The following is a 25,299-nucleotide window of genomic DNA, read 5'->3' on the forward strand; positions in this document are numbered from 1 at the left end:
CATGACAACTTTCCTGTCAATAGATGTTAAGAAAGTTAACATGACATTTCGGTTACAACGTTTGAGTTGAATTTTCACGGTCAAATGTGACGAGCCCTTTCGTCCGCAATTGGCTCAAGGCGAGCATTAACGCGACTTTAACGTGCGCATAGGTCAAGCCGCCTTGGACGTATGCCGTGTACGGTGCCCGGAGCGGTCCGTCCGCTGATAGTTCGATCGACGAACCTTGGATGAACGTCCCGGCTGCCATGATGACGTCATCCTCATATCCTGGCATATAGGCCGGTACCGGCAGTGCGTGGGCGTTGACCGGGGACGCCATCTGAATGCTCTGACAGAACGCGATCATCTTGTCGCGGTCGCGGAACGTGACCGATTGAATCAAATCGGTCCGCCGTGACGTATAATGCGGATCGGTTTCAAAACCGAGCAGGCCGAGCAGGCTCGCCGTCAAATGGGCCCCTTTCAACGCTTGGGCGACCGTGTGCGGCGCCATATAAAAGCCTTGATACATCTCCTGCAGCGAATAGAGCGACGGACCGGCCTCGCTGCCGATGCCTGGCGTCGTCATCCGGAACGAGCATCGTTCGATCAATGCTTTCGTCCCGGCGATATAGCCACCCGTCTTCGCCAAGCCACCGCCCGGGTTTTTAATGAGCGAACCGGCCATGAGGTCGGCCCCGACATGTGTCGGCTCAATCGTCTCGACAAATTCGCCGTAGCAGTTGTCGACGAAGACGAACACGTGCGGGTGCGCTGCTTTGATCGCCGCGATCGCCTCGCCGATTTCACGCACCGGGATGCTGCGTCGATTGGCGTACCCTTTCGAACGTTGGATGCCGACGAGCTTCGTCTCGGGGCGGATCCGTTCGATCGCAGCCGCGACATCGATTTGATCGTCTTTCAACTCGACCGTATCGTAGCCGACACCGAGTTCTTTCAATGAACCGCGGCCGTCGCCGCGGATGCCGACGATCTCTTCAAGCGTATCGTACGGTTTACCCGTGATATACAAGAGTTCATCTCCCGGTAACAACACACCGAACAAGGCGATCCCGATCGCGTGTGTCCCCGAGATGATTTGCGGACGACAGAGGGCGAGTTCGGCCCCGAACACGTCCGCATAGATCGACTCGAGCGTGTCGCGCCCGATATCGTCATAGCCGTACCCGGTCGTCGGATTGAAATGAAAGTCTGACACTTTATGCTTCTTGAACGATTCGAGGACACGGTATTGGTTGAACTCCGCCGTTTCCTCGATCGCTTCAAAATAAGGTTTCACCCGTTGTTCCGCTTGCTTGACGAACGGGGCCAATTCATCGTAATGCTCAATCTTTTCTTGCCACATCATTCACACCTCAAATGGTTTCAGCGTCGCATATAGACGCGTGTCTTCTCTCATATAACCGACAAGTTCGACCGAGCCGTCGTCAAGGAAGTTCTCCTCGAGCCGGTACATCGAATCTTTGGCCGGATGGTAATGTTCGAACGAGCTGACCGGCAAGACGACGTGCACTTTCGTCAACACGTCCGAAATCTTGTCCTCAATCGCGCCGATGAGCGTCTCGATATCGGCCGAGTCGAGCGCCGAGATGACGAGCGGTCCACCGACGAAGTCAGCCGTCAAGCGATCTTTCTTGTTGTACACTTCGAGCTGCGGCAACTCACTCGCGCCGAGATCGGACAAGACCGAATTGGTCGTATCGATCTGGTTCATGTAGTGCGGGTTCGACGCGTCGATGACATGAAGCACGAGGTCGGCCCCGAGCACTTCTTCAAGCGTCGAGCGGAACGCGGCGACGAGTTTCGTTGGCAAGTCGCGGATGAACCCGACCGTGTCGGTGATCAGCACTTTCCCGCCGCGCGGCAGTTCGAGCTCACGCGTGAGCGGGTCGAGCGTCGCGAACAGTTCGTCCTGTTCGTACGTGTCGGCATCGGTCAGACGGTTGAAGATCGTCGACTTGCCGGCGTTCGTGTAACCGACGAGCGCGACTTGGAACACACGGTTCTCTTTCCGGCGCACACGGTAGCGGTCACGGTGCGCGACCGTGCCTTCGAGTTGTTTCTTGATCTCATCGATGCGGCGCTTGATGTGACGGCGGTCACTTTCAAGTTTCGTCTCACCCGGGCCACGTGTCCCAATCCCGCCTCCGAGTCGTGACAACTGTGTGCCTTGCCCGATCAGGCGTGGGAGCAAGTAGTTCATCTGGGCGAGCTCGACTTGGAGCTTCCCTTCCTTCGACTGGGCCCGTCCGGCGAAGATGTCCAAGATGAGTTGCGTCCGGTCGATCAATTTCATCTCGTCCGGGTCGTTCAACGAGATCCGAATGTTTTTCGATTGGGCCGGTGACAGCTCAGCGTTGAAGATGACAATATCCGGCTCGAACTGTTCGATGAGTACGGCGAGCTCCTCGACTTTCCCTTTCCCGATAAACGTCCGGCGGTCGACTTGTTGCCGTTTCTGGTCGAGTCTTGCGACGACCTCACCTTTTGCTGTATCGACCAATTCGACGAGTTCACCCATCGATTGTTCATATGTCCAATCGTCGACGGTCGGTAGCTGACACCCGACGATGATCACTTTCTCTCGTTCCATATACATCCCTCATTCCTAATAAGTCTCATCCTCCATCTTACCACGAATCCATGAATGGAGAACGTCCGTTTGTGGTACGATATGAAGAGAAGGAGGGACGTCCCATGACGAAACGCAGAAAAGAGTACTCGCTCCCCGAGTATATCGAAACGTATTTATATCATCTCGGTGCGAGCGGCCGCCAGCCATCGACGCTGAAACGCTATCGCTACGACTTGATCGACGTGCACAAATACTTCAGCGACCATAACGTCGAACTCGTCACCCCCGAGGAATGGCTCGCCGTCCCGCTCGAGTCATGGAAGACGTTCATCAACGATTTTTTGATCGAAGAGAAACAGTACCAACAGGCGACGGTCGCCCGCATCGTCACCGTCATCAACAGCTTGACCCAGTTTTTGAACCCGCTCCGCAAAAAGATGCTCGCCTATTCGCAACCGGCGCACACGCTCACCATCGACCAGATCGCGTTACAGTCCGAGTTCGACAAGCTCGTCCGGACGATCCGGTCGCCGCGGGGATTGAGCGAGAACCAGCTTCAGGCCCATCCGTACCTCGTCAACCGCAACGCGCTCATCGTCACACTGTTCTACAAATACGGTTTGCGCGTCCATCATATCATCCGTCTGAAAATGAACGACCTACACTTGGCGAGCTACGAGTTCGATGTCTATGACCGGCTCGGTAACAAGTTCACGCTGAAGCTGACGCCTGAGGACCAATCGCTCCTCATGAACTATCTCGCCGACATCCCGACGCCGGTGCGCCCGCGCTGGTACTCGGAAGATCCCGTCTTCGTCTCGTTCGACTTTGCCCGGATGACGTTCCGCTGGGTGTACGCCAAAAACCAGCCGAAACAGCTGACGATCGTCATGATTACGAAGATGATGCGGCAGTTGAACGAGCGCAGCGGCGTCACCCGCTCGGTCACCCCGTCGATGCTCCGGAACGCCCATGTCTTGAAGACGTATGCGACCGACATGACCTCTCTCGAGCGAATGAACGTGACGTGCATGCATAAAGAGTCGTCGCTCCGCCGTTATGAGCAGGCGTATGCCGAGTTCGGTGCCGAGCTGTTCGGTGAAAATGTGACGAACTAAAACCCGCCCTTTTCCGAGGACGGGTTTTGCTTTGTCGATCAATGGGCCCATTCATCTTCTAGTAACCCGTAGACGACATGGTCGACGTACCGGTCGTACAGCCATTCGGCGTCTCGAAGCACGCCTTCTTGTTTGAAGCCGAGCCGTTCCGGCAGCGCCCGGCTCTTCACGTTCCCGGTCGCGACCCGGATCTCGATTTTATGTAAGCGAAGTTCCTTAAATCCATACTCGATCATTGTCTCAAGCGCTTGGCTCATGATGCCCTTGCCTTGAAAGTCTTGACCGAGCCAATAGCCGATTGTTCCGCACTTGATCCCGCGGTCGATGTCGTTGAACCCGATCGTCCCGGCGAGCTTGCCTTGATACAGAATCGCGAACGATTTCGGATAGCCGCCCGTCTCAATCAATCCTTTGATTCGCCCTTCGATGTTTTGCCGCGAATCCTCGACCGTCTCGGTGTAATCGAGCCAACCGAGCCACTCGCGAAGATACGGCTTCGATGCCATCGTCAGTTCGAACAACGCCTCTGCGTCGTCAACGGTAAACATGCGTAACTGCAGCTGTTCATTGATATCATAGGTCAACATGTTGATCCCCCAATCGCTTTCCAATTATTGTTCTGATAATAGTTTCATTGTAAGCTTGCTGAACATCTAATATATCGAAATTCAATCTAAATTCCCCCTTTTAATCAATGGTTTGATCAATCGACGACGAAGGATGGATTATACTAAAGGAAACCTCTGAATGGAGTGATGATCCATGCCAATCTTTTCACAAGAAGAAACGAACGAGCTCCTGAGCATTCTTGAGAAGCGTTTCGCCGCCCACACGGCACGCCATCCCGACGTCGAATGGTCCGGCGTTTTGACAAGGCTCCAACAAGACGACAGCAAACTCGCATCGATCGCCGAGATGGAGCGGACCGGCGGCGAACCGGACGTCATCCGACTGCCGAACGGTGATCTCGCCTTCTGCGACTGTTCGCTGGAAAGTCCGAGCGGCCGACGCAGCCTTTGTTACGATGAGCAGGCGTTAGCGACGCGGAAGAAGAACAAACCGGACGGAAGCGCCGTCGCGTTGGCCGAAGAGATGGGGATTGAACTATTGGATGAGGTCACGTATCGTCATCTGCAGACGCTCGGCGCGTTTGACTTGAAGACATCGAGCTGGATTGCCACCCCGGGAGCGATTCGTCAAAAGGGCGGCGCCTTGTTCTGTGACCGCCGCTATGACCACATCTTCGTCTACCACAATGGTGCGGATTCCTATTACGCGGCCCGCGGGTTCCGAGGGATGTTCATTATTTGAGCAAGGCCAAGTGCCTTGCTCTTTTTATGTGAATAGCCACTTGAAGACGAGCGGAATGTATTTGACGAAAAAGAGACTCACGAAGAAGAGCGACGGTGCTTTCAACAACCAGATGTACCAGGCATTCTCTTTACGCATCATAATCAACACGATGCCATTAATCAAAGCGTTCTGTGTAACATGAGGTTCGTGCATCCATTTACTTACTAACGTCCCCCATCCTGGAAAGGAATCCAGACCAAACGTTGCCGAAAAATCCGGCGACGTATCGTACTTAATTCGGACGTACCATGCCATCGCATAAACCGAAACGAAAACCGAGGCCCAAATCGTCATCCCTAAAAACAAGAAAAAGTCTTTCCATGACTCCACGTCGATAGAGAACACGACGACCAAAATCCCGATCCCAATCACAACGTTAATAATGAACAGCGGTGAAATCGTCAGAATAGAGAATTCTTCCGCTGTCATAAACGACCCTAAAACTAAACTTGAATGTTGGTCCATCAACGCATCCTCATCGCTTTCACGTGCGGTAACAATGCGTCATACAGTTCGACGTATAGTCCCATCCCCAAGCCGATGCCGATAAGTAACAAGATTGCCCCCAAATGTTTTGTCGTCATAAATATAAGGACAACGTGAATCACAATCGTAGCGATGATACCATCCACGCTCCCTGAACTATCCGTGATCGCTTTTCCCGGTTTAATCAATAGATAAATGCCCGCTGTCGAAAAAAGTACACTCATACAGGCGATTCCGATAACATCAATCCATAATGACATTCTTTGAACTCCTTAATTCTAAATTAGGTATTTGAAATAAAATTAAATTCTAAATTATTCTTTTTCAAATTTTAGAGTCTGCACCCTCAAATGTCTACCAAAATTTTCAAGACGAACCAGTATAACTTGTTCAAATAGGTCATCTCTTACTCCACGGTTGATTAAGTTGACACGATATATTCATAGATTGAAGAGGATAGTATAGACGTTTTTGACACATAAAAAACTGCAGACAAATCGTCTGCAGTCCAATCTTACGCGTGAAGCGTGACGTTCAACTCTTCGGCGACCGCCTTGAAAGCGGCGAGCGCGCGTTCGAGGTCGTCACGGGTATGTTCCGCCGTCACGATCGTCCGGATACGGGCCTTGCCTTTCTCGACCGTCGGGAAGGCGATGCTCTGTGCGAACACGCCGTGGTCTTTCAGCTTGTCCGAGAACGTGTGCGCGAGCGTCTCCTCACCGAGCATGACCGGCGTGATCGGCGTCGTCGCGTGGCCGATGTCGAAGCCGAGGTCACGGAGACCCGATTTGAAGAACTCGGTGTTCGCCCATAGCTTGTCGAACAGTTCCTCTTCTTCTTTCATGACCCGGATCGCCTCACGGTTCGCCGCGACGACCGCTGGCGGGTGTGACGTCGAGAACAAGAACGGACGCCCTTTTTGGATCAAGAAGTCACGGACGTCGTTCGAACAGGCGACGTAGCCGCCGAGGACCCCGATCGCTTTCGACAACGTCCCGACTTGGAGGGCGACGCGGCCGTCGAGACCGAAGTGGTTGACCGTCCCGCGTCCATTCTGACCGAGGACGCCCGACGCGTGCGCGTCGTCGACCATGACCGCAGCATCATACTTCTCGGCGAGCTCGACGATCTCCGGGAGCGGTGCGATGTTGCCGTCCATCGAGAAGACGCCGTCCGTTACGACGAGCCGCGTCCGGTAGTCTTGCGTCTCTTTCAAGGCCGCCTCTAAGTCTTCAAGGTCGGTATGCTTGTAGATGCGACGGGCCGCTTTCGTCAGACGGATTCCGTCGATGATCGAGGCGTGGTTGAGCGCGTCACTGATGACGACGTCTTCCGGTCCGAGCAGCGCTGATAAGACGCCGAGGTTCGTCGCGAATCCCGATTGGAACACGAGTGCCGCTTCCGTATGCTTGAACTCGGCGAGCTCGCGCTCGAACGCTTCATGCATCTCGAACGTTCCGGCGATCGTCCGGACCGATCCCGTCCCGGCCCCGAACGCTTCGACCGCTTCAATCGCGGCTTGTTTTAAGCGTGGGTGGTTGGCGAGTCCGAGGTAGTTGTTCGACGATAATTGGACGAGCGACTTACCGTTGATCATGACTTCGTTCCCTTGCGCCGATTCGAGCGGCACGAGCGAGCGGAACGTGCCCGCTTGCTTCATTTCATTGACTGCTTCTGTAATATGTTCAAATGCCATATCGATTCCCCCTGTTTATGGTAGTAAGACGACTTTCCCGCATTTCCCGGCCCGCATGAGCTCGAAACCTTGCTCGAACTCCTCGAGCTTGAAGACGTGGGTGATGATCGGTTCGACGTTCAATTGGCCGGACGCGAGCATTGTCGACACTTGGCCCCACGTCTCGTACATTTTACGACCGGTTATGCCTTGGACCCGGATTCCTTTGAAGACGACGTCACGCGTCAAATCGAGCGCGACCGGTCGTGCCGGAAGTGACAAGACGTTGACGTCACCGCCCGCCGTCACCATCTTGAACGCCTGGTCGATCGCGACCGGATGCCCGCTCATCTCACAGACGACGTCGATCCCGTCCCCGTCCGTCTCAGCCATGATCAGGTCGAGCGGATTTTGGTCCATGCTGTTGATGACGACGTCCGCTCCCATCTGTTCTGCGAGCTTCAACCGGTACGGATTGATGTCAATCGCATACACGCGGCTCGCACCGGCCGCCTTGGCGACGCCGACGGCCATGAGACCGATCGGGCCGCAGCCGACGATGGCGACAGATTGTGCCGTTACGTCACTTGCGAGCACGGTATGGACCGCGTTCCCGAGCGGTTCTTGAATCGACGCGAGCTTCGACGGCATCGTCTCCGGGTTCACCCATAGATTCTCTTCCGGCATGACGACGTACTCGGCGAAACAGCCTTGGGTATCGACCCCGATGATTTTTGTGTTTTTACAGATGTGATACTGGCCACGCAAACATTGTTTACACTGGTGGCAGACGATGTGCGTCTCCGCCGACACGGTTTGACCGACTTTGATGCGCTTCGCGCCTTCCCCGAGCGCCACGACTTCCCCTGAAAACTCATGCCCGAACACGTAAGGCGGTTTGACCCGGCTCTTCGCCCAGTCGTCCCATTCATAAATATGGACGTCGGTCCCGCAAATCGATGTCGCTTTCACTTTGATCAATACTTCACCGGCACCCGGTGTCGGAATCGGCACCTCGACCAGCTTTGCCCCAAATCCGGCCGTGTGTTTTTGAATCGCTTTCATAACAGGTGTCGTTGCTTCCTTCTCTGTCGTTGACACGAGCTGTTCCATCGAAAACGTCCCCCTCTTGTCTGTTTGTCGAACTTCATGTTCTCTTTCATCTTGTCATAAAATGACGAAACTGAGAAGATAGAACCTCATTTTTCAACAAAAAAGAGAAGCCATCCGCTCCGATGGCTTCTCTTCACAAGAATAGGACCTATGTCCCGACCGCACAAGCTCATCTAGGTTCGATGATGAGCTTGATGGCAGTTCGTTCTTCCCCGTCAATTAGAATATCCGTGAACGCTGGAATACAGATCAAATCAAGACCGCTCGGCGCGACGAAACCGCGGGCGATGGCGACAGCTTTGATGGATTGATTGAGCGCACCGGCGCCGATCGCTTGAATCTCACACGTTCCTTTTTCACGAAGAACGCCAGCTAATGCACCCGCAACGGAGTTGGGATTCGATTTTGCTGAAACTCTGAGTACGTCCATTCTTGTTTCCCCCTCGGGTAGGTTGTTCAATCAAACCAGACGGTCTGATCATCTAGGTGTATGCGTTCGATCTTGGTCGCTCGTTTCGACTGGTCGTCGATCGTGATTAAAACTCCATTAAGTTGTTCCCGTCCCTCGGCAACTTCAAACCGGACCGGGAGTTGTGTCACAAACTTTTTCAACACGACAGATGCGTCCATGCCGAGGACACCGTCGAGCGGACCGGTCATCCCGACATCAGTGATATACGCCGTCCCGTTTTTGAGCACGCGCTCATCAGCGGTTTGGACATGGGTGTGCGTCCCGACGACGGCTTGGACACGGCCGTCTAGATGATACCCCATCGCGATCTTCTCACTCGTCGCCTCGGCGTGCATGTCGACGAAGATGGCATCGACATCGTCCCGCACCTCATCGACGAGGGCGTCGACTTTGCGGAACGGACAATCGAGCGACGGCAAGAACACTGTCCCCATGACGTTGATGACGGCAAGCTTCTTCCCGTTCTGCTTGAGCACCATCATGCCGACACCGGGCGTGCCGTCCGGATAGTTGGCCGGACGGACGATACGCTCGGCGTCGTCGATCCAATCAAAGATTTCACGGTTGTCCCAAGTATGGTTCCCCATCGTCACGCCATGGAATCCAAGTTCGAGAAATTGTTGGTATATTTTTTTTGTGATACCGCGTCCGTTGGCTGCGTTCTCACCGTTGACGAGCATGAACGTCGGACTATATTTGCTTTTCAAGCGCCCGATTTGTGCTGCCAAAATGTCACGACCCGGTTTCCCGACGACGTCACCGATAAATAAAATCTTCATAAATATTTCCTCCTTCAAAACAGAAAAAGCGGAGAATGTCTCCGCTTTTTACTTCGCATAATCGACGGCACGCGTTTCACGAATGACCGTCACTTTAATTTGTCCTGGATAATCCAGTTCATCTTCAATCCGTTTGCAAATATCGCGGGCCATCTTGTTCGCCACGACGTCGTCGACGACGTCTGGGCGGACGATGATGCGGACTTCGCGTCCTGCTTGGATCGCATATGATTTCTCGACACCTTCGAACGACTCACAAATTGACTCGAGGCGTTCTAAGCGGCGAATGTAACTCTCGAGCGTCTCTTGACGAGCGCCTGGCCGTGCCGCAGACAGCGCGTCTGCCGCTGCGACGAGAACAGCGATCGTCGATGTCGCTTCGACGTCTCCATGGTGCGAGGCGATCGAGTTGATGACGACCGGATGTTCTTTATACTTCGTGGCCAGCTCAACGCCAATTTCGACGTGGCTGCCCTCGACTTCATGGTCGATCGCTTTCCCGATATCGTGGAGGAGTCCCGCTCGCTTGGCGAGCGTCACGTCTTCCCCGAGCTCGGCGGCCATCATGCCGGCGAGGTGGGCCACTTCGACCGAATGGGCGAGTACGTTTTGACCGTAACTCGTCCGGTAACGCATGCGTCCGAGTGTTTTGATAAGGTCAGGATGTACCCCGTGGATACCAGCCTCGAACGTCGCTTCCTCACCGTATTCACGGATGCGCTCATCGACTTCGCGGCGTGACTTCTCGACCATCTCTTCGATCCGGGCCGGATGGATCCGTCCGTCTTGCACGAGTTTTTCTAGCGTCATCTTGGCGATCTCACGACGGACCGGGTCAAATCCGGACAAGATGACCGCTTCAGGCGTGTCATCGATGATGAGATCGATCCCAGTGAGCGTCTCGAGCGTGCGGATGTTACGTCCTTCACGACCGATGATGCGCCCTTTCATCTCGTCACTCGGCAAGTTGACGACGGATACCGTCGTCTCAGCGACATGTTCAGCCGCATAACGTTGCATCGTGAGAGACAACAAGTGTTTCGCTTTTTTATCAGCTTCAAGTTTTGCTTTTTGCTCGATGTCTTTTTGAAGGAGAGCAGCATCGTGAAGCGCTTCCTGCTTCGCTTCGTCCATGATGATGGTTCGTGCTTCTTCTTTCGACAAGGCCGCCACGCGTACAAGTTCTTGACGGGCTTCCTCGTATAATTCCTCCACTTTGCTTTCGAGCGTCTCTGCTTCACGTTTCCGTTTCGCAATGCCCGCCTCGCGTTCATCCAAAGCATCTTCTTTCCGTTCGAGCATGTCTGCTTTCCGGTCAAGAAGCTCTTCTTTTTGAACGAAGCGATTCTCTTTCACTTTCTGCTCTTCGCGACGTTCACGTAACTCTTGTTCCGTCTCATTGCGAAGTTGAATCATCTCTTCTTTTACTTCAAGCCGTGCCTCTTTTTGCATCGCTTCCGATTGTTGTTTCGCTTGCTCCACAATCTTGGTCGCTTCCGTCTCAGCACCTTGAATCTTCGCTTCGGCGATCGATTTACGCACAAAAAAACCTGCAACAAAAGCTATCGGCAAAAGGAGGATCAGAATAAGCCAATTTAGCCATTCCATCATGTTCACCTCCCTTTCGCAAGGTTATTTTATTTTTTTAAGATTGAATGACACGGGGGGACCCGCGCATAGCTTTATTGTACTTATTTACTTGTTAGAATGCAATGCAAGGACAGGATAGAACTCCCAATTCCTTAAAAAATATTGTGATATACAAAAACCCCGCTCGGACGCATCCGGCGGGTCGCTTGCTTAATCTTCTTCGATGAGTGAGAGCACTTCATCACTGTCGGCTTCGACCGTGACCGTCTTCTCACCGTTGAGACCGTAGTGATCGCGAATTTGTTGTTCGATCGCTGCGGCGATTTGTGGATTTTCTTTCATGAACTGCTTCGCATTTTCACGACCTTGTCCAACGCGTTCTTCGTTGTACGAATACCAAGCACCGCTTTTTTGAACGATATCAAGATCGGCACCGATATCGATGAGTTCACCTTCACGTGAAATCCCTAGACCGTACATGATGTCGACTTCAGCTGTTTTAAATGGTGGGGCGACCTTGTTCTTGACGACTTTGATCTTCGTCCGGTTACCGACCATTTCTTGGCCTTGCTTCAACGTCTCTGCACGACGGACTTCTAAACGAACCGACGAATAGAATTTCAAGGCACGTCCACCTGGAGTTGTTTCCGGGTTCCCGAACATGACACCGATTTTTTCACGAATCTGGTTGATGAAGATGACGATCGTCTTCGATTTGTTCGTCGCACCCGACAACTTACGGAGCGCTTGGCTCATGAGACGAGCTTGAAGTCCCATGTGTGAGTCACCCATCTCACCTTCGATTTCAGCTTTTGGTACGAGTGCCGCTACCGAGTCGACGACGAGGATGTCGACGGCACCAGAACGAACGAGCGCTTCTGCGATTTCGAGCGCTTGCTCCCCTGTGTCCGGCTGTGACAAGAGCAGTTCATCGATGTTGACACCGAGGTTGTGCGCGTACTTCGGATCGAGCGCGTGCTCCGCATCGACGAACGCTGCTTGGCCACCGCGTTTTTGGACTTCCGCGATCGCATGGAGCGCCACTGTCGTCTTACCTGAAGATTCCGGTCCGTACACTTCGATGACACGACCACGTGGATAGCCGCCTGCGCCGAGCGCGATGTCGAGGGCGATCGATCCTGACGGAGTGACGGATACTTGTTGATCTGTATTTTCACCGAGGCGCATGATTGAGCCTTTACCGAATTGTTTCTCAATTTGGCGTAATGCCATTTCTAACGCTTGTTTACGATCACTCATAGATTAATGAGCCTCCTTTGATTTGTATCTTCATTATAAACGAACCCAACCTTTTACACAAGGTTTTTACGAACGTTTATTCGCCTTTTTTCATTCGTTGCCACAATGCCCATAACCCATCCTTGGCCGCGCGCGCCTGGATGATGTTCCGCTGTTGGTGCGGATAGACGCGTTCGATCACTTCCATATCTGACGGCGTCTTCACCCCGATGAACACGGTGCCGACCGGTCGACCCGAATTTGAGACGGGTCCGGCCTCACCGGTGAAGGACAATCCGTAATCCGAATTCGTCTGATCAGCGAGCCCTTGGATCATTTCTAAAGCAACTTGTTTTGAGACGACCGACTGTGACTCAATTGTAGCAAGGGATACCCCTAAAAACCTATTTTTTAGCTTGTCCGAGTATGTGACGACGCCTCCTAGAAAGACTTCTGACGCCCCTGGGACCGCCGTCAGCATCGCTTGGACTTGTCCCCCGGTCAACGATTCAGCGATCGATAGCGTCGCGTGGCGCCGTCTTAGCTCGCGAATCAAATGCGCAGCCAGCGTATCCTCGTCCGAACCGAAATAATAGGCGCCGACACGGGACAGAATGTCTCGTTTGACGCGGTCGATCATCTCCCGGGCCGCGTCCTCGGTCTCCGCTTTCGCGCTGACACGCAGTCGCGCTTCCCCTGATTCCGCGTACGGGGCGACTGTCGGGTTCACCCCGTCCATTAGATCGGATACCGCCTCGTCAAGCGCCGACTCACCGATCTCATAAAAACGTAGTGATTCAGAAACGATCGTCGCACCCGAAAACTTGCTCGGAAACGTCGCTTCGACAATCGCTGTCATCTCGCGTGGCACCCCGGGCAAGAGCAGCCACGTCGTCTCGTCCTCGACCCACATGCCGGGAGCGAGACCGGCCGGATTGTGGAGCACTTCAGCTCCTGATAAAACATCTGCTTGTCTGGCGTCCCCGTCGTTCATGGCTCGTCCCCGCGAGGCGACAAAGCGTCGGATCGTGTCTAAAGACGCTTCGTCCCGAACGAGCGGACGGCCGAGCAAGTCAGCGAGCACTTGTTTCGTGATGTCATCATTCGTCGGACCAAGTCCACCGGTGACGATCACGAGTTCGCTCCGCCGCTTCGCTTGCTCGAACGTTTCTCTCAGGCGATCGAAGTTATCCCCGACCACTACATGATACAGCACGGACAGTCCATATTTCGACAACTGCTCTGATAAGTAACGGGCGTTCGTGTTCGAGATTTCCCCTAAGAGTAGTTCAGAACCTACCGCAATGATTTCGGTCCGTTTCATCGAAGTTCCTCCTTTGATTCAAAAAAAAGACGAGTTGCTCCCACAACTCGCCTGTCGTCGATTTACATCGATTTTACAATGATCTTATAGTTTTGTGCGAAATACTCGGCCCCAGAATAAATCGTCAAGACGAGTGCGAGCCACATCGCCCACTCCCCGAACGGGATGCCGATATAGTTGAAAATCGGGTTGCCGAACAATAAGAAGATGATGGCAAAGAGCTGGACCCATGTCTTCGCTTTACCCGACTTACCGGCCGCCACGACAATTCCTTCATCAGCCGCGACGAGACGAAGCCCCGTCACCGCGAACTCACGTGACAAGATGACGACGACGACCCATGCCGCGACGAGGTCCATCTCGACGAGCAAGACGAGCGCCGCCGTGACGAGTAACTTGTCAGCGAGCGGATCCATGAACTTGCCGAAGTTCGTGACCAAGTTGTGCTTACGGGCCAAGTGCCCGTCAAGCCAATCCGTAATCGCTGCGATCGTAAACACGACCGCGGCGATGAATTGATGGAGCGGTACTTCCGCCCCGAGGAAAGCGATGTCTCCCCAGTTAAAATCTACAGCGAGCAAGACGACGAATACGGGGATGAGCAAAACCCGCAACATCGTCAGGCGGTTAGGTAGGTTCATCGAGAACTCCTCCTCTAGAAGACGTCGACTTATTCAGCGTCGACTCTCTTCACAAATATATTTTGTGTGACCGGAGAATCAGCAAGCTCAAGCTCACGGCCGTTGACGACAATCTTCTCGACGCCACCGATCAAACCGATCCGAATCCGAAGCGTATCTGTTTCGGCACCTTCGATGACGATCGGGTTTTGTTTCGATTGGTTCGGATATTCCGGTGCAAGGAACGCTCCTTCAAGCGATGTATCGCGAACGCCGACATAAGTCGCCGGTGATTCTTTGACGTGAATCTCGGTCGTCAGCTTGTCAGCTGTTGCGATCTCATACGTGAGGTCGGCCCCGTTCGTTTCCGTCACCGCGATCGGTCCGGTTTCTTCTGGCGGCTCTTCCTCGGCCGGTGTTTCTTCGACCGGCGCTTCTTCCGTCGGCTCTTCTTCAGGAACGTCTTCATTTTGATTGATCGTCACGCCTGAAGCCGGTGGTTCAGCCGGTGTCGCGTCCTGTCCGCCTCCAAAATCGAGATTTCTAACGACGTAGTAGACCGCTGTCACAAGCAAGAAGGCGACAAGCACGAGCATGATTTTCGGCACCCATCTCGAGACGCGGCTCGATGTCTCGGAAGCTTTTGAATAAGTTTGCTTACGTGATAATTGAGCGGTCGGTTGCGGTTCGATTTTCGGTAAATCTTTTGCATATGTCTCGTAAAGCTCATCGACATCAAGACCGAGCGATTCCGCATACGTTTTGATGAACGCCCGTGCATAAAACGAACCAGGGAGATTTTTATAATCACCTTCCTCGATCGCGATGATATAGCGTTTTTGAATCTTCGTCGTCTGCTGAATTTGGTCAAGCGTCAGACCGCTCGCCTCACGCCTTTGTTTCAAAAAAGTCCCTAGTTCTGTCAAAGGGGTCCACACCTTCCATTCAATTAATTATTCAAACCATTCTGCTTCACGATTCGTTTCTTGCGGAATGATGATGATTTCATCTTGGTTGTTTCGCAGTTCGATAATATAGTCAAAGTCCTCAAACACGCAATCGGTATTGCGGACGTAAAGATCGGGATGCTCGATCACTTTGACGGCAGGCAGACGCATGACTTCCCGGATCAACTGACGATGACGTTCGTCCATCGTCCGCGTCGAAACGGCGCCGTCGATTATGTAGACGTGATCGCCTTCTCGTTCTTCTTCAAACAGTGACGTCCGGACCGTCTGTTTCATGAGCGTCGACGAGAGAAACAGCCAACGCTTGTTTGCGCAGACGCTCGCCGCGACGATCGACTCCGTTTTGCCGACGCGCGGGTTGCCCCGGACACCGATCAACAGATGTCGTTCTTCTTTCATCAGTTCAGCGACAAAATCGACGAGTACCCCTAAATCTCCACGCACAAAGCGAAACGTCTTTTTGTCGTCGTTGTCGTGTTCGATATAGCGGCCGTGACGGATCGCAATCCGGTCCCTCAGTTTCGGGCGGCGGAGTTTGATGACGACGATTGCTTCCATCTTCCGCAAAATATGCTCGAGCCGATGGACGTGATCGGCGGCCGGTGCCTTGAGCAACATCCCACGACGTTGCAGATCGACCCCGTTGATGGTCACGATCGAGATTTGGAGCATCCCCATCAGCGAGGCGATATCGCCGAGGATACCGGGGCGATTTTGGCAAAGTTCATATTCGAGATACCATTCTTCGAACTTATGATCCATCTCGTCCACCCTTTCCGAATGTAGGCTCGCTACCTTGTTCATTCTAAATTATTTTAGAAGAATTGAAAAGAACTCGTTTCAACCGAGACGACAAAGTTTTTACTGCCAACCGCCATCGACCCGTAACACCGTGCCGGTCACGTAGGACGCGGACGGTGAACAGAGGAAACGGATCGTCTCGGCAACTTCTGTGACATGACCGAGACGGCCGAGCGGAATCTCATCTCTAACGTCTTGTTTCGTCTCTTCTACCGTATCATTCATCGGCGTCTCAATCCACCCCGGCGTGATGGCATTGATGCGAACATTGAACGGGCCGGCCTCGCGCGCGAACGCTTTGACGAAGCCGAGCTGTGCCGCTTTGACGGTCGAGTACATCACTTCTCCGGCCGCTCCGACTTCCCCCCAGACGCTCGAGACGATGACGATGTCTAGCGGGCGATCGTAAGCTTTTTGCCCGACGACGTGTTGAACGAGTCGAACCATCGCGCGCACATGAACGCGATAGAGACGATCGAGTTCAGTGATGTCCGCGTCGACGAGCAGCCCGTAGGCGTGGTTACCGGCGACGTGAATAATCCGATCGACCGCGCCGACCGTAGCGAGCCAGGCGTCTAGCTCCTGGTCGTCGCCGAGGTCGCACGTGACGACTTGTCCTGACAAACCCTCTGTCTTCACGAACGCTTCGAGCGCTTCCGTGTTCGCGTACGCATGTAAGATGAGCTCATCATCGCGAAAGGAAAGGGCGACGGCACGACCGATCGCCCCACTCGCCCCGGTGATGAGTGTCGTCATGGTTTTTTGACGACACAGACGGTCCGTTGATCCGGTTTGAACAATCGGTCATACGTGTCGTATAGGTCTTCAAGCGTGACCGCGTCTAGCAGCTCAGGCAAATCGAACATGTTCCCGCCCGTTAGCGCGTAGCGTGAAAATTGGTTGGCGATGAACTCGGGTGAGTTGAGCGCCTTCAAAAACTGCCCTTTCATCATCCGCTTCTTACGGTCGAGTGTCTCATTTCCAATGTCGAGCGGACGCTCGAGCACCTCGGTGATGCGGGCGACGAACGCATCGACATGCGGTGTCTCCATCGACAGCACGGCGAAGGCGAACGATTCTTCCGACGTATAGTCGAACGAGAAGGCATCATCGATCAACCCTTCGGCGTAAAGCTCTGCATAGAGCGGCGCCGTCGTGTCAAACAAGGCGTGCATGAGCAGTTCGACGGCCAGTTCTTGTTTCATCCCGTCTTCCCCGGCGCGTGGCGTGTCCTTGTAGCCGATCATGACTTTCGGGACTGATACGTCCATCTCGATGACACGCGTGGCTAAGCGGACCGTTCTCGGCTCTTGCACGTGTTCGCGTTCAGTGAGTACAGGCGGTTCGAACGTTTTCGCGGCCTGATTCGAACGGATCTGTTCGAGCACGATGTCAGGGTCGATGTTGCCGACGACGAACAGCGTCATGTTACTCGGATGATAGAACGCTTGATGACACGCATAAAGGTCAGCGGCCGTGATCGCGCTGATCGACTCGATTGTTCCGGCGATATCGATTTTGACCGGATGCGCTTCATACATCGCCTCGATCAAACCGAAATAAAGACGCCACCCTGCGTTGTCTTGATACATTTGAATCTCCTGGCCGATGATGCCTTTCTCTTTCTCGACCGAAGCCTCCGTAAAGTACGGATCTTGGACGAAATCAATCAACGTCTTTAAGTTTGCCTCGACGTTTGACGTGGCACCGAACAAATAAGCGGTCCGGGTGAATGATGTGAAAGCGTTCGCCGACGCCCCTAGCTGTCCGAACTTCTGGAAAACATCGCCGTCCTCTTTTTCGAACATTTTATGTTCAAGGAAATGGGCGATGCCGTCAGGTACTTCGATCCAGTCGTCCGTTTTGAAGCGGCGGTCGATCGAACCGTATTTTGTCGTGAATGTGGCGTACGTCTTTTCATATCCAGCTTTCTTCAGCAAGTAGACCGTCAGCCCGTTATCGAGAACGACGTGATGAATCGTCTCACCGACGTTTGGAAAATCTAGTTTCATGCTGTCCCCCCCTTTAAACAATAAATCGCCTTCAGTTTGATTTGACTCGAGAGCGCGGCCACGTCTTCTCGCGTGGTCCGGGCAAGGATGGCCATCTCTTCTTCGAGTGAGAACGGACGGATGTCCGAGCCACTCATCCAGGCGATCAGTTGACGCGGACTGTCACCGAGTTGGCGCCGTTGATGGAACAACATCTCTTTCGTCTGCTCAAGCGTCATGTCATCGAACTCTCCTGCTTGCAGGTCGGCAAGTTGGTCGGCAATGATTTGTTCTGTTTTTACTTGGTTCAAGGCATCGATCCCGGCATAGACGAACAACATCCGGCTAAGCGAACTGTATTGCGACGCCGCATAGTACGCCAAGCTCTCCTTTTCACGGACGTTCATGAACAGTTTCGAGTGTGGGAACCCACCGAACAAGCCGTTGACGACTTGCATCTTGATCGCGTCCTCGCTGCGCGGGTCAACGTTGGCCTCATAGGCGAGGTGAAGTTTACTCTGCTTCACGTCCTGCTGTTCCTCAAGTCGTTGAAACTCTCGGTCGACCGGTTCAGGATACTCTCGGACGAGCGGCGAGCCGAGCGTCTCGAGTGGCAAAAACGCCTCGGTCACTTGGTCACGCGTGACGTCCCCGACGACGTAGACGTCGATGCGGTCGTGCTTGATCATGGACGTGTACGCCTCATAGAGCGATCGCGGCGTCACCTGGTCAAGTTGTTCGAGTGTCCCGAGCGACGGGATCGCGAGTTCTCCACCGAGCAGTTCTTGCAATCGCTGCTGGGCGAAGCGCATTTTATCATCGTATACCGACTCGATACGTTGACGCTGTAGACGGGATTCTTGTTCGACGATGAGCGGTTGGAACGCGTCGTCGTAAACGTTCGGGCGGAGCAATACTTCTTCTAATAGCTTGATCGCCTGAGACAGGACCGGTTCCCCGACGAGCCGGTCGTTCACGACTTCTAGTTGGAACTGGATGACATGCTCTTTCCCGACTTTTGACGCACCGGCGAATAGGCTAGCATCATATAATTGTTCGAGCGGTGTATGAAACAGTTCAATCGACGGATACGCCGCCGTCGCTTTTTCCATGACGTACGGCAGTAGCGCCCGGTCGGCAATCGTCTCTGCAGACAACGGCGCTGCGAACGAGACGAGGCACGTCGTCGTTTTGAATTTATCGGTCGGATAGACCGAGTAGTGGAGCTGGTTACGGAATTGTTCGATCCCTTTCATGAATCATCTACTCCTTTTTCGTTTTCGGTTGGAACACGGACGCACCGCGCGCATACTCTTGATCGGGTACGCCCGCCACCACGTTGGCATAACGGGCGGCCGTGAACAAGTAATCGCTTAAGCGGTTATAGTAAGACAATTGACGAACGGCCGCATCGATGTTGACGAGCTCGCGTTCGACGCGGCGACAGACCGTCCGGGCGACGTGCAGACTCGCCGAGGCCACGCTGCCCCCCGGCAGAATGAAGCGGACGAGTTCCGGACACTTCGTCTCTAGTTCATCGATCCACGTCTCGAGCTCGGTGACGATCGCTAAGTCGACTTGCTGCGGCGGATCTTGTTTGTACATCAGTTCTGAACCGAGGTCGAACAGATCGTGCTGGATTTTCGTCAGTTGATCCCGTAACGTCGCGTCCGTCTGGTGCGCGAGCGCGAGACCGATGTGACTGTTCAATTCATCTAACAATCCCATCGCCTCGATTTGCGGGTGTACTTTCAAGACGCGTCCGCCGATCAATGACGTTTCACCCTTGTCGCCTCCACGTGTATATCGCTTCATGTCATTTCCTCCTCTATGCCACAAATGGTGACCCATAGGAGTCACCATTGTCGTTATGATTGCGGTTGGTCGTAAGGGAGCCGAATCGTGAACGTCGTCCCTTCGCCGTACACGCTCGTGACGTCGACCGTGCCATGATGGGCGTCGATGACATTCTTGACGATGGCGAGTCCGATGCCTGTTCCGGTCTTCCCGCCGCTCGTCCGGGCCTTGTCCGCTTTATAGAACCGCTCGAACACAAACGGCAAGTCCTCTTTCGGGATCCCGCTGCCGGTATCGGTCAAACAGATCAAGAAGCCGTCCGCTTCTTCGGTCGCCTCGAGCCGAATCGCTCCGCTCTCGGTGTGGGCGATGGCGTTGCCGATCAAGTTCGTGAACACTTGTTCTAACCGGTCCCCATCCGCTTCAATCATCCGCTTCGGAGCCACGGTCGACAACGTGATCCCTTTCTCGTTCGCCATCTGGTTAAACTTGCGCATCACCCGAGGTAAAAATTCGCCGAAATCGAACGCCGCGAACTGCATCGTCTCTTTCCCTGATTCGATTCTCGCCAAATCGAGTAAATCGTTGACGAGCCGGGCAAGCCGTAACGACTCGTCGTAAATGATCGAAGCGAATTCTTTCGTCGCCTCGTCACTCTCGGTCATGCCGTCGATGATCGCCTCGGAATAGCCTTGGAGCGTCACGAGCGGTGTTCGCAGCTCGTGGCTGATGTTGGCGACGAAGTCGGTCCGCATCTTGTCGAGGCGGTGACTTTCGGTCGTATCACGGATGACGACGACCGCTCCCTCGAAATCTTCCTCCCCGAGGAGCGGTGTGACCGTCAACGTGTAGTAGTGATCGTCTTGCTTCACTTCAATCGTCTTCTCAGGCGCACCGCCGACGACGTCTTCGTAGAGCGCGAGCACGACTTCGTGCGGTTGATCGTCGTGCAATAACGGCTGTGCCTGCGGGTTCGTCACGATCACGTTCGCATGGCGATCGAGCGTGATGACACCGTCTGCCATCGAACGTAGAATCGAAGCGAGCTGCAGCCGTTCGCGGTCGAGCGCGTTCACGTATGTCGACAGCTGGCTGCTCATCGCATTGAATGAGCCGGCAAGTTCACCGATTTCGTCATTCGTCTTCTGGACGAGCCGCAGATCGAACTGTCCTTCACCCGTCTTATTGACGGCATCCCTCATCTCACGCAGCGGGGCCGTGATCCGGGTCGATAAGAAGAAAGCGAACACGGTCGTGACGATGATCGCCGAGGCGACCGTCCAAAAGATGATTGTCCGCGCCCCTTCATTCGCGCTTGAGATCGCATTGAGCGGCTCAATCAAATAGAGTGTATACTCGCCCGTCTCAAGAGAGAATGTCGTCCGATATGCCAAGGCAGCCTGGTCATCGAACGACGAGAAGTTCCCGATCGCCGTCTCCCCTACAGCTTGATAAGGACCCCATGACTGACGTCCGAGTTCGGTCATCAAGCCATCGACTTCCGTGCCGAAGTTCGAACGGACCGACCCGTTCTCTAAAATATAGTTCGCTCCGTACACTTCGATGATTTGGTCGACCGTCCGTGACGAATCGCCTTCCTCTAGCAAGACTGACTGGACTTGCCCACCGAGTTTCGCTAAATGCCCACGTTCCTGATCAATATGGAACGAGTTGAAGAACTCGAGCATTAGGACGGATACGATGAACAAAATCAGGCTGACCAACACGAGGATCGTCAGCCACAGCTTCGTGACAATACTATTGCGGCGGATCATCACTCACTGACGACTTCAAACTTGTATCCGACACCCCATACCGTCGTGATCATTTGGGCCGCGGATGGAGAGACACGGTTCAATTTCTCACGAAGCCGTTTCACGTGCGTGTCGACCGTTCGAAGGTCTCCGAAAAATTCATAGTTCCATACTTCTTTTAACAGTTGCTCCCGCGAGAACACTTTATCGACTTGTTTGGCCAGGAAGAATAATAGCTCATACTCTTTCGGCGTGAGGGCGATTTCTTCTCCGTCGACCGTGACGCGGTGTGCGTCATTGTCAATCGTCAAATGCGGGAACACGATCAAGTCTTTCGACTTTTCGGCCGTTTGCAAAAACTTTGTCGAACCTGAGCGACGGAGTAGCGCTTTGACGCGTAAGACGACTTCACGAGGACTGAACGGTTTGACGATGTAGTCGTCCGCGCCGACCTCGAACCCTTGAACCCGGTCGATCTCCTCACCTTTCGCCGTCAGCATGATGACAGGTGTCGCTTTCGTTTTACGGAGTTCGGTACACACCTCGACCCCGTCCATCTTCGGCATCATCAAGTCGAGCAAGATGACGTCAAAGTCGCCTTCAAGTGCGAGTTGAAGCGCTTCTTCACCATTCGTCGCTTCTTCGATCACGTATTGCTCCCGTTCTAGATACATTTTTAACAGTCGGCGAATTCTTTCTTCGTCGTCGACTACTAGAATTTTTGTTTTATCAGCCATCAACTAAACCTCCCAGAGAACCATTACAAGATGTAGCGAATGTTGCACAATTGTGAACATTTCGCTCTCTTTCATAACTATACCACTCTATTATTTCGCTTAACAACGGTGAGTTGTATGCCCTTACGAAAAAGAAGCCACCGAAGTGACTTCTTTTTCATCAAGCGTATGAATGTAATCCGGCGATGACGAGGTTGACGAACACTAAGTTGAACATGATGACGGCGAATCCGCCGACACAGAGCCATGCTGCTTTCGTCCCCGTCCAGCCCCGCTGGATGCGCATGTGCAAGTAATAAATATAGATGAGCATCGTGATGAGCGCCCATACTTCTTTCGGGTCCCAGCCCCAGAAACGGTTCCAGGCAATCTGCGCCCAAATCATGGCGAAGATGAGCCCACCAAGGATGAAGACCGGCAACCCGATCGCGATCGAACGGTAGCTGATCTCGTCCGCGAGGTCAAGATCGACTTTCTTCGCGAGCGGTTGCAACGCTTCCGCAATGCGTTTGCGTAAGACGACGAACCGGAGCACGAGGTAAATGACGGCGCCAGCGATAACCGACCAGAGCAACGTGTTCAACTTCAACGTATTGATGAACGTCGGCAATTCGAGCGATAGTCCACTCGCACCTGATAACAGTTGTGCGCCTTCCGGTACGAACAAGATCGGCATGAAGTATTCGTACGACTCTTGCGTACCGCGGTCATTCGTAAATTCGACGACTCCGCCGGCACCGATTGCTTTAAACAGCATCGATACGAGGATGAAGCCGAGCGTGCACATGAGGACGAACATCGTCACTTCTAGCCATGTGCGCGATTTCGATTGTTCGCGCATCGACGTTTCGTTGAGCAAGAAGATCAAGCCCGAGGCGAAACTGATGGCGAGAATCCCTTGACCGAGCGCGGCCGTCGTGACGTGAATTTTCAACCAGACACTGTTCAATGCCGGAATGAGCGGCGCCACTTCGCTTGAGAACATCGATGCGAACGCGATGACAAGAAGCGCCACCGGCATGGCGAATAAGCCGAGCACATCGTTTTTATAGATCCCGTAGACGACGAGAAAACCGAGCACCATCATCATTCCGAAGAATGTCGTATACTCGTAAAGGTTAGAGACCGGCGCGTAGCCGACCCCGATCCAACGCATGATAAAATATCCCATTTGGGCGACAAAGCCGATGACGGCTAGCGTGAACGCATACTTACCGTAAGCGATCCGGTTGACGTTTCGGTCTTTGCGCATGCCGCTGACCGCGATTGTGAACAACACGGTCGCCACGGCGTAAAGAATGAACGCGATCAAGAGCAGGCGGCTGCTCCACTGAATCCACTCCATTATGATTCCCCTCTTTCTTTAGTTGAGTCGATGTCTGCCTTTTTTCCGAACCGAGCCTGGTCTTCCCAAATCGGCAGCCCATTTTTTTCTAGGAGCGGTGTGATCTCGCGGTGAAGCGACGACGGGTTCTTGTTCGTGAATCCAGCCACGAGCACGTCCGTCTCGTTATGACGTCGAATCCAGACCCGGCGGTGCGGCCAATACATCCCCATAATGATCCCGATCATGAAGATCGTCCCACCGACAATTAAAATCGGATACGTCGAGTCGCTCTTGACCCGAAGTCCGCTCGTACTCGCCATTTCCGTTCCTGCGAACTGGATCGCGTAACGATTGTCTTCATCGGCAACGTTCAATCGAATCCCGATCAAGTTCGATTCGGTCGTCCCATCCGGGTTCTCGACCGCTAAGAAGAAGGCAGGGTTCAACGCCCGTGGTGACTTCGTATCCGGCTGTCCGTTTCGAACTTCAAAGTCCGGATACAAGTCGTTGAGCGTCACCGTGACCTCGCCGAGATCGTATGTCGTCTCAGGGTCCGTCAAGTCAACCGTGAACGGTCCGTATATGTCACCTGTCTGTTTGTCACCGACGTTAAACGACATCGACAAAAACTCCGGTCGGCTTGAATACTGTTCCTGATACACTTCGTACTTATCAAATTTGAACGGATGGTTCACTTTCGTCGAACCGGTTTCGACTTCCTCGAGTTGCGGCGATCCGTCCTCGTTCGTTCCGGTCTTCTTGAACAGTGTCAGTTCCGTCTCATAGTTTTTCGGGACAGCACCGGCTTTTTCAATCGCTTCGGCGAACTTGGCGTCCTCCGCATTATTTTCTGGATCATACATCTCGAGGATGAACTGATCGTTACGAATGTAATACGTGTCATCGGTCGCCTCGAGCGCGACCGTGTCCCCTTCTCTCACCCATTCGAGCGTATCGGTGTGAAATGCCGGGAAGACGCGGAGCATCGCCCCCATAAAGAAGATGACAAGCCCGATGTGGTTGATGTATGGACCCCAACGACCAAACCGATACTTCTCGGCGAGTAGCGCATCGCCGTCGCGTTTTACATGATAACGCTTAGACTTTAATGCCTCACCGAGCGCGTCGATCTGTTCGTCCGTCCCTTTACCTTCACCGATCAGGCGTTGCCCGCGCATGAAGCGGTCGGTGCGTCGGACCGGTTGATATTTCAACGCTTTATACAACGGAAAGAATCGATCGATCGAGACGACGATCAGTGACAACGTCAGCATCACGATCAACGTGATGTACCACCACGACGTATATAAGTTATGGAATCCTAACGTGTAATAAATCGTTCCTGGCGTGCCATATTCTTCGGTATAGTATTGACTCGCCGGCAATTGTTGCGGAATATACATCTCTTGCGGAAATGTCGTCCCGACCGCAGAGCCGACGATAATGAGTCCAATCAACCAAAGACCGACTTTGACCGATGCAAAGAAACTCCAGACACGGTCAATCCAAGATCTCGGACGACGCTTCGACCGTAAATCGGCGCCGTCGTATTTCATATCTAGCATGTGTGCGCCCCC

At 53.5% G+C, this 25,299-nt stretch carries 25 protein-coding genes; 2 read left to right on the forward strand and 23 right to left on the reverse strand.

All coding sequences use genetic code 11. The annotated features are described in order from the left end of the window. Positions 1 to 52: 52 nt before the first annotated feature. Both EVJ20_RS04320 and hflX read right to left on the reverse strand, forming a co-directional pair. Positions 53 to 1,348, reverse strand: coding sequence for a methionine gamma-lyase family protein (locus EVJ20_RS04320; protein WP_070327912.1), 1,296 nt, complete (start codon positions 1,346 to 1,348; stop codon positions 53 to 55). 3 nt (positions 1,349 to 1,351) lie between these two features. Next, the gene (gene hflX, locus EVJ20_RS04325) at positions 1,352 to 2,596 is read right to left on the reverse strand and encodes a GTPase HflX (RefSeq protein WP_070327140.1); all 1,245 of its coding nucleotides are present in this window, start codon (positions 2,594 to 2,596) and stop codon (positions 1,352 to 1,354) included. A 104-nt stretch (positions 2,597 to 2,700) separates the two neighbouring features. Here hflX and EVJ20_RS04330 point away from each other — a divergent pair, with 104 nt between their 5' ends. Then, complete coding sequence (locus EVJ20_RS04330) at positions 2,701 to 3,696, forward strand: tyrosine-type recombinase/integrase (protein WP_070327139.1); 996 nt, start codon at positions 2,701 to 2,703, stop codon at positions 3,694 to 3,696. Positions 3,697 to 3,734: 38 nt separating this feature from the next. Here the strand turns inward: EVJ20_RS04330 and EVJ20_RS04335 are convergent, their stop codons facing one another. Then, positions 3,735 to 4,283, reverse strand: coding sequence for a GNAT family N-acetyltransferase (locus tag EVJ20_RS04335; protein WP_131507162.1), 549 nt, complete (start codon positions 4,281 to 4,283; stop codon positions 3,735 to 3,737). Between the two features lie 175 nt (positions 4,284 to 4,458). On the opposite strand from EVJ20_RS04335, the gene EVJ20_RS04340 reads away from it, so the two are divergent. Further along, positions 4,459 to 5,007: a DUF4256 domain-containing protein gene (locus EVJ20_RS04340; RefSeq protein WP_131458793.1), complete on the forward strand. Its 549-nt coding sequence runs from the start codon at positions 4,459 to 4,461 to the stop codon at positions 5,005 to 5,007. 24 nt (positions 5,008 to 5,031) lie between these two features. Here the strand turns inward: EVJ20_RS04340 and EVJ20_RS04345 are convergent, their stop codons facing one another. The 20 genes from EVJ20_RS04345 to resB form a co-directional block, all read right to left on the reverse strand. Further along, positions 5,032 to 5,514 carry a hypothetical protein gene (locus EVJ20_RS04345; protein ID WP_131489686.1) on the reverse strand — a complete coding sequence of 161 codons (483 nt, stop codon included), beginning with the start codon at positions 5,512 to 5,514 and terminating at the stop codon, positions 5,032 to 5,034. Continuing rightward, positions 5,514 to 5,795, reverse strand: a complete 282-nt coding sequence (locus tag EVJ20_RS04350; protein ID WP_131507164.1) for a hypothetical protein — start codon at positions 5,793 to 5,795, stop codon at positions 5,514 to 5,516. Before EVJ20_RS04350 ends, EVJ20_RS04345 begins: the two co-directional genes overlap by 1 nt. A 254-nt stretch (positions 5,796 to 6,049) precedes the next feature. Next, positions 6,050 to 7,231, reverse strand: a complete 1,182-nt coding sequence (locus EVJ20_RS04355) for a glycine C-acetyltransferase (protein WP_070327133.1) — start codon at positions 7,229 to 7,231, stop codon at positions 6,050 to 6,052. 15 nt (positions 7,232 to 7,246) lie between these two features. Beyond that, complete coding sequence (gene tdh, locus EVJ20_RS04360; protein WP_070327132.1) at positions 7,247 to 8,323, reverse strand: L-threonine 3-dehydrogenase; 1,077 nt, start codon at positions 8,321 to 8,323, stop codon at positions 7,247 to 7,249. 169 nt (positions 8,324 to 8,492) lie between these two features. Beyond that, positions 8,493 to 8,753, reverse strand: a complete 261-nt coding sequence (locus EVJ20_RS04365) for a stage V sporulation protein S (RefSeq protein WP_016509762.1) — start codon at positions 8,751 to 8,753, stop codon at positions 8,493 to 8,495. Positions 8,754 to 8,779: 26 nt separating this feature from the next. Next, entirely contained in the window at positions 8,780 to 9,574 is a 795-nt protein-coding gene (locus EVJ20_RS04370; RefSeq protein ID WP_035386387.1) for a TIGR00282 family metallophosphoesterase, read from the reverse strand. Positions 9,575 to 9,622: 48 nt separating this feature from the next. Continuing rightward, positions 9,623 to 11,185 (reverse strand): ribonuclease Y, encoded by a 1,563-nt coding sequence (gene rny, locus EVJ20_RS04375; RefSeq protein ID WP_370246299.1) that lies wholly within the window; start codon positions 11,183 to 11,185, stop codon positions 9,623 to 9,625. A 189-nt stretch (positions 11,186 to 11,374) separates the two neighbouring features. Then, positions 11,375 to 12,424 (reverse strand): recombinase RecA, encoded by a 1,050-nt coding sequence (gene recA / locus EVJ20_RS04380; RefSeq protein WP_070327130.1) that lies wholly within the window; start codon positions 12,422 to 12,424, stop codon positions 11,375 to 11,377. 76 nt (positions 12,425 to 12,500) lie between these two features. Continuing rightward, a complete protein-coding gene (locus tag EVJ20_RS04385; RefSeq protein ID WP_131507166.1) occupies positions 12,501 to 13,727 on the reverse strand; it encodes a competence/damage-inducible protein A in 1,227 nt (408 codons plus the stop codon). Between the two features lie 62 nt (positions 13,728 to 13,789). Continuing rightward, complete coding sequence (gene pgsA / locus EVJ20_RS04390) at positions 13,790 to 14,368, reverse strand: CDP-diacylglycerol--glycerol-3-phosphate 3-phosphatidyltransferase (RefSeq protein ID WP_035386389.1); 579 nt, start codon at positions 14,366 to 14,368, stop codon at positions 13,790 to 13,792. Positions 14,369 to 14,397: 29 nt separating this feature from the next. Continuing rightward, complete coding sequence (locus EVJ20_RS04395; protein ID WP_233589550.1) at positions 14,398 to 15,252, reverse strand: helix-turn-helix domain-containing protein; 855 nt, start codon at positions 15,250 to 15,252, stop codon at positions 14,398 to 14,400. A 48-nt stretch (positions 15,253 to 15,300) separates the two neighbouring features. Continuing rightward, positions 15,301 to 16,077 carry a YmfK family protein gene (locus EVJ20_RS04400; RefSeq protein ID WP_071397654.1) on the reverse strand — a complete coding sequence of 259 codons (777 nt, stop codon included), beginning with the start codon at positions 16,075 to 16,077 and terminating at the stop codon, positions 15,301 to 15,303. Between the two features lie 99 nt (positions 16,078 to 16,176). After that, on the reverse strand, positions 16,177 to 16,872 hold the full coding sequence (gene ymfI, locus EVJ20_RS04405) for an elongation factor P 5-aminopentanone reductase (RefSeq protein ID WP_131489684.1): 696 nt from the start codon (positions 16,870 to 16,872) through the stop codon (positions 16,177 to 16,179). Further along, the gene (gene yfmH, locus EVJ20_RS04410; RefSeq protein WP_131463660.1) at positions 16,869 to 18,128 is read right to left on the reverse strand and encodes an EF-P 5-aminopentanol modification-associated protein YfmH; all 1,260 of its coding nucleotides are present in this window, start codon (positions 18,126 to 18,128) and stop codon (positions 16,869 to 16,871) included. Before yfmH ends, ymfI begins: the two co-directional genes overlap by 4 nt. Beyond that, on the reverse strand, positions 18,125 to 19,363 hold the full coding sequence (gene yfmF, locus EVJ20_RS04415; RefSeq protein WP_131463662.1) for an EF-P 5-aminopentanol modification-associated protein YfmF: 1,239 nt from the start codon (positions 19,361 to 19,363) through the stop codon (positions 18,125 to 18,127). The genes yfmH and yfmF overlap by 4 nt, the downstream gene beginning before the upstream one ends. A 7-nt stretch (positions 19,364 to 19,370) precedes the next feature. After that, the gene (locus EVJ20_RS04420) at positions 19,371 to 19,922 is read right to left on the reverse strand and encodes a cob(I)yrinic acid a,c-diamide adenosyltransferase (RefSeq protein WP_131439764.1); all 552 of its coding nucleotides are present in this window, start codon (positions 19,920 to 19,922) and stop codon (positions 19,371 to 19,373) included. 53 nt (positions 19,923 to 19,975) lie between these two features. Continuing rightward, positions 19,976 to 21,679: a HAMP domain-containing sensor histidine kinase gene (locus EVJ20_RS04425; protein WP_071397658.1), complete on the reverse strand. Its 1,704-nt coding sequence runs from the start codon at positions 21,677 to 21,679 to the stop codon at positions 19,976 to 19,978. Beyond that, on the reverse strand, positions 21,679 to 22,395 hold the full coding sequence (locus EVJ20_RS04430; protein WP_070327120.1) for a response regulator transcription factor: 717 nt from the start codon (positions 22,393 to 22,395) through the stop codon (positions 21,679 to 21,681). The genes EVJ20_RS04425 and EVJ20_RS04430 overlap by 1 nt, the downstream gene beginning before the upstream one ends. Before the next feature lie 160 nt (positions 22,396 to 22,555). Then, entirely contained in the window at positions 22,556 to 23,740 is a 1,185-nt protein-coding gene (gene ccsB / locus EVJ20_RS04435) for a c-type cytochrome biogenesis protein CcsB (RefSeq protein ID WP_071397659.1), read from the reverse strand. After that, entirely contained in the window at positions 23,740 to 25,287 is a 1,548-nt protein-coding gene (gene resB, locus EVJ20_RS04440) for a cytochrome c biogenesis protein ResB (RefSeq protein WP_236636160.1), read from the reverse strand. Before resB ends, ccsB begins: the two co-directional genes overlap by 1 nt. Positions 25,288 to 25,299: the final 12 nt, after the last annotated feature.

The organism is Exiguobacterium sp. SH0S1 (assembly GCF_004337165.1).
Classification (GTDB): domain Bacteria; phylum Bacillota; class Bacilli; order Exiguobacteriales; family Exiguobacteriaceae; genus Exiguobacterium; species Exiguobacterium aurantiacum_A.

Bases quoted from the DNA above. Each gene is read 5' to 3' on its own strand.
- yfmH (WP_131463660.1), bottom strand. From the start codon at position 18,128: ATGAAACTAGATTTTCCAAACGTCGGTGAGACGATTCATCACGTCGTT.
- EVJ20_RS04355 (WP_070327133.1), bottom strand. From the start codon at position 7,231: ATGGCATTTGAACATATTACAGAAGCAGTCAATGAAATGAAGCAAGCG.
- yfmF (WP_131463662.1), bottom strand. From the start codon at position 19,363: ATGAAAGGGATCGAACAATTCCGTAACCAGCTCCACTACTCGGTCTAT.
- EVJ20_RS04320 (WP_070327912.1), bottom strand. From the start codon at position 1,348: ATGTGGCAAGAAAAGATTGAGCATTACGATGAATTGGCCCCGTTCGTC.
- recA (WP_070327130.1), bottom strand. From the start codon at position 12,424: ATGAGTGATCGTAAACAAGCGTTAGAAATGGCATTACGCCAAATTGAG.
- EVJ20_RS04370 (WP_035386387.1), bottom strand. From the start codon at position 9,574: ATGAAGATTTTATTTATCGGTGACGTCGTCGGGAAACCGGGTCGTGAC.
- pgsA (WP_035386389.1), bottom strand. From the start codon at position 14,368: ATGAACCTACCTAACCGCCTGACGATGTTGCGGGTTTTGCTCATCCCC.
- EVJ20_RS04425 (WP_071397658.1), bottom strand. From the start codon at position 21,679: ATGATCCGCCGCAATAGTATTGTCACGAAGCTGTGGCTGACGATCCTC.
- tdh (WP_070327132.1), bottom strand. From the start codon at position 8,323: ATGGAACAGCTCGTGTCAACGACAGAGAAGGAAGCAACGACACCTGTT.
- hflX (WP_070327140.1), bottom strand. From the start codon at position 2,596: ATGGAACGAGAGAAAGTGATCATCGTCGGGTGTCAGCTACCGACCGTC.
- EVJ20_RS04335 (WP_131507162.1), bottom strand. From the start codon at position 4,283: ATGTTGACCTATGATATCAATGAACAGCTGCAGTTACGCATGTTTACC.
- EVJ20_RS04420 (WP_131439764.1), bottom strand. From the start codon at position 19,922: ATGAAGCGATATACACGTGGAGGCGACAAGGGTGAAACGTCATTGATC.
- resB (WP_236636160.1), bottom strand. From the start codon at position 25,287: ATGCTAGATATGAAATACGACGGCGCCGATTTACGGTCGAAGCGTCGT.
- EVJ20_RS04345 (WP_131489686.1), bottom strand. From the start codon at position 5,514: ATGGACCAACATTCAAGTTTAGTTTTAGGGTCGTTTATGACAGCGGAA.
- EVJ20_RS04365 (WP_016509762.1), bottom strand. From the start codon at position 8,753: ATGGACGTACTCAGAGTTTCAGCAAAATCGAATCCCAACTCCGTTGCG.
- EVJ20_RS04385 (WP_131507166.1), bottom strand. From the start codon at position 13,727: ATGAAACGGACCGAAATCATTGCGGTAGGTTCTGAACTACTCTTAGGG.
- EVJ20_RS04400 (WP_071397654.1), bottom strand. From the start codon at position 16,077: ATGGATCATAAGTTCGAAGAATGGTATCTCGAATATGAACTTTGCCAA.
- ccsB (WP_071397659.1), bottom strand. From the start codon at position 23,740: ATGGAGTGGATTCAGTGGAGCAGCCGCCTGCTCTTGATCGCGTTCATT.
- EVJ20_RS04350 (WP_131507164.1), bottom strand. From the start codon at position 5,795: ATGTCATTATGGATTGATGTTATCGGAATCGCCTGTATGAGTGTACTT.
- EVJ20_RS04340 (WP_131458793.1), top strand. From the start codon at position 4,459: ATGCCAATCTTTTCACAAGAAGAAACGAACGAGCTCCTGAGCATTCTT.
- rny (WP_370246299.1), bottom strand. From the start codon at position 11,185: ATGATGGAATGGCTAAATTGGCTTATTCTGATCCTCCTTTTGCCGATA.
- ymfI (WP_131489684.1), bottom strand. From the start codon at position 16,872: ATGACGACACTCATCACCGGGGCGAGTGGGGCGATCGGTCGTGCCGTC.
- EVJ20_RS04430 (WP_070327120.1), bottom strand. From the start codon at position 22,395: ATGGCTGATAAAACAAAAATTCTAGTAGTCGACGACGAAGAAAGAATT.
- EVJ20_RS04330 (WP_070327139.1), top strand. From the start codon at position 2,701: ATGACGAAACGCAGAAAAGAGTACTCGCTCCCCGAGTATATCGAAACG.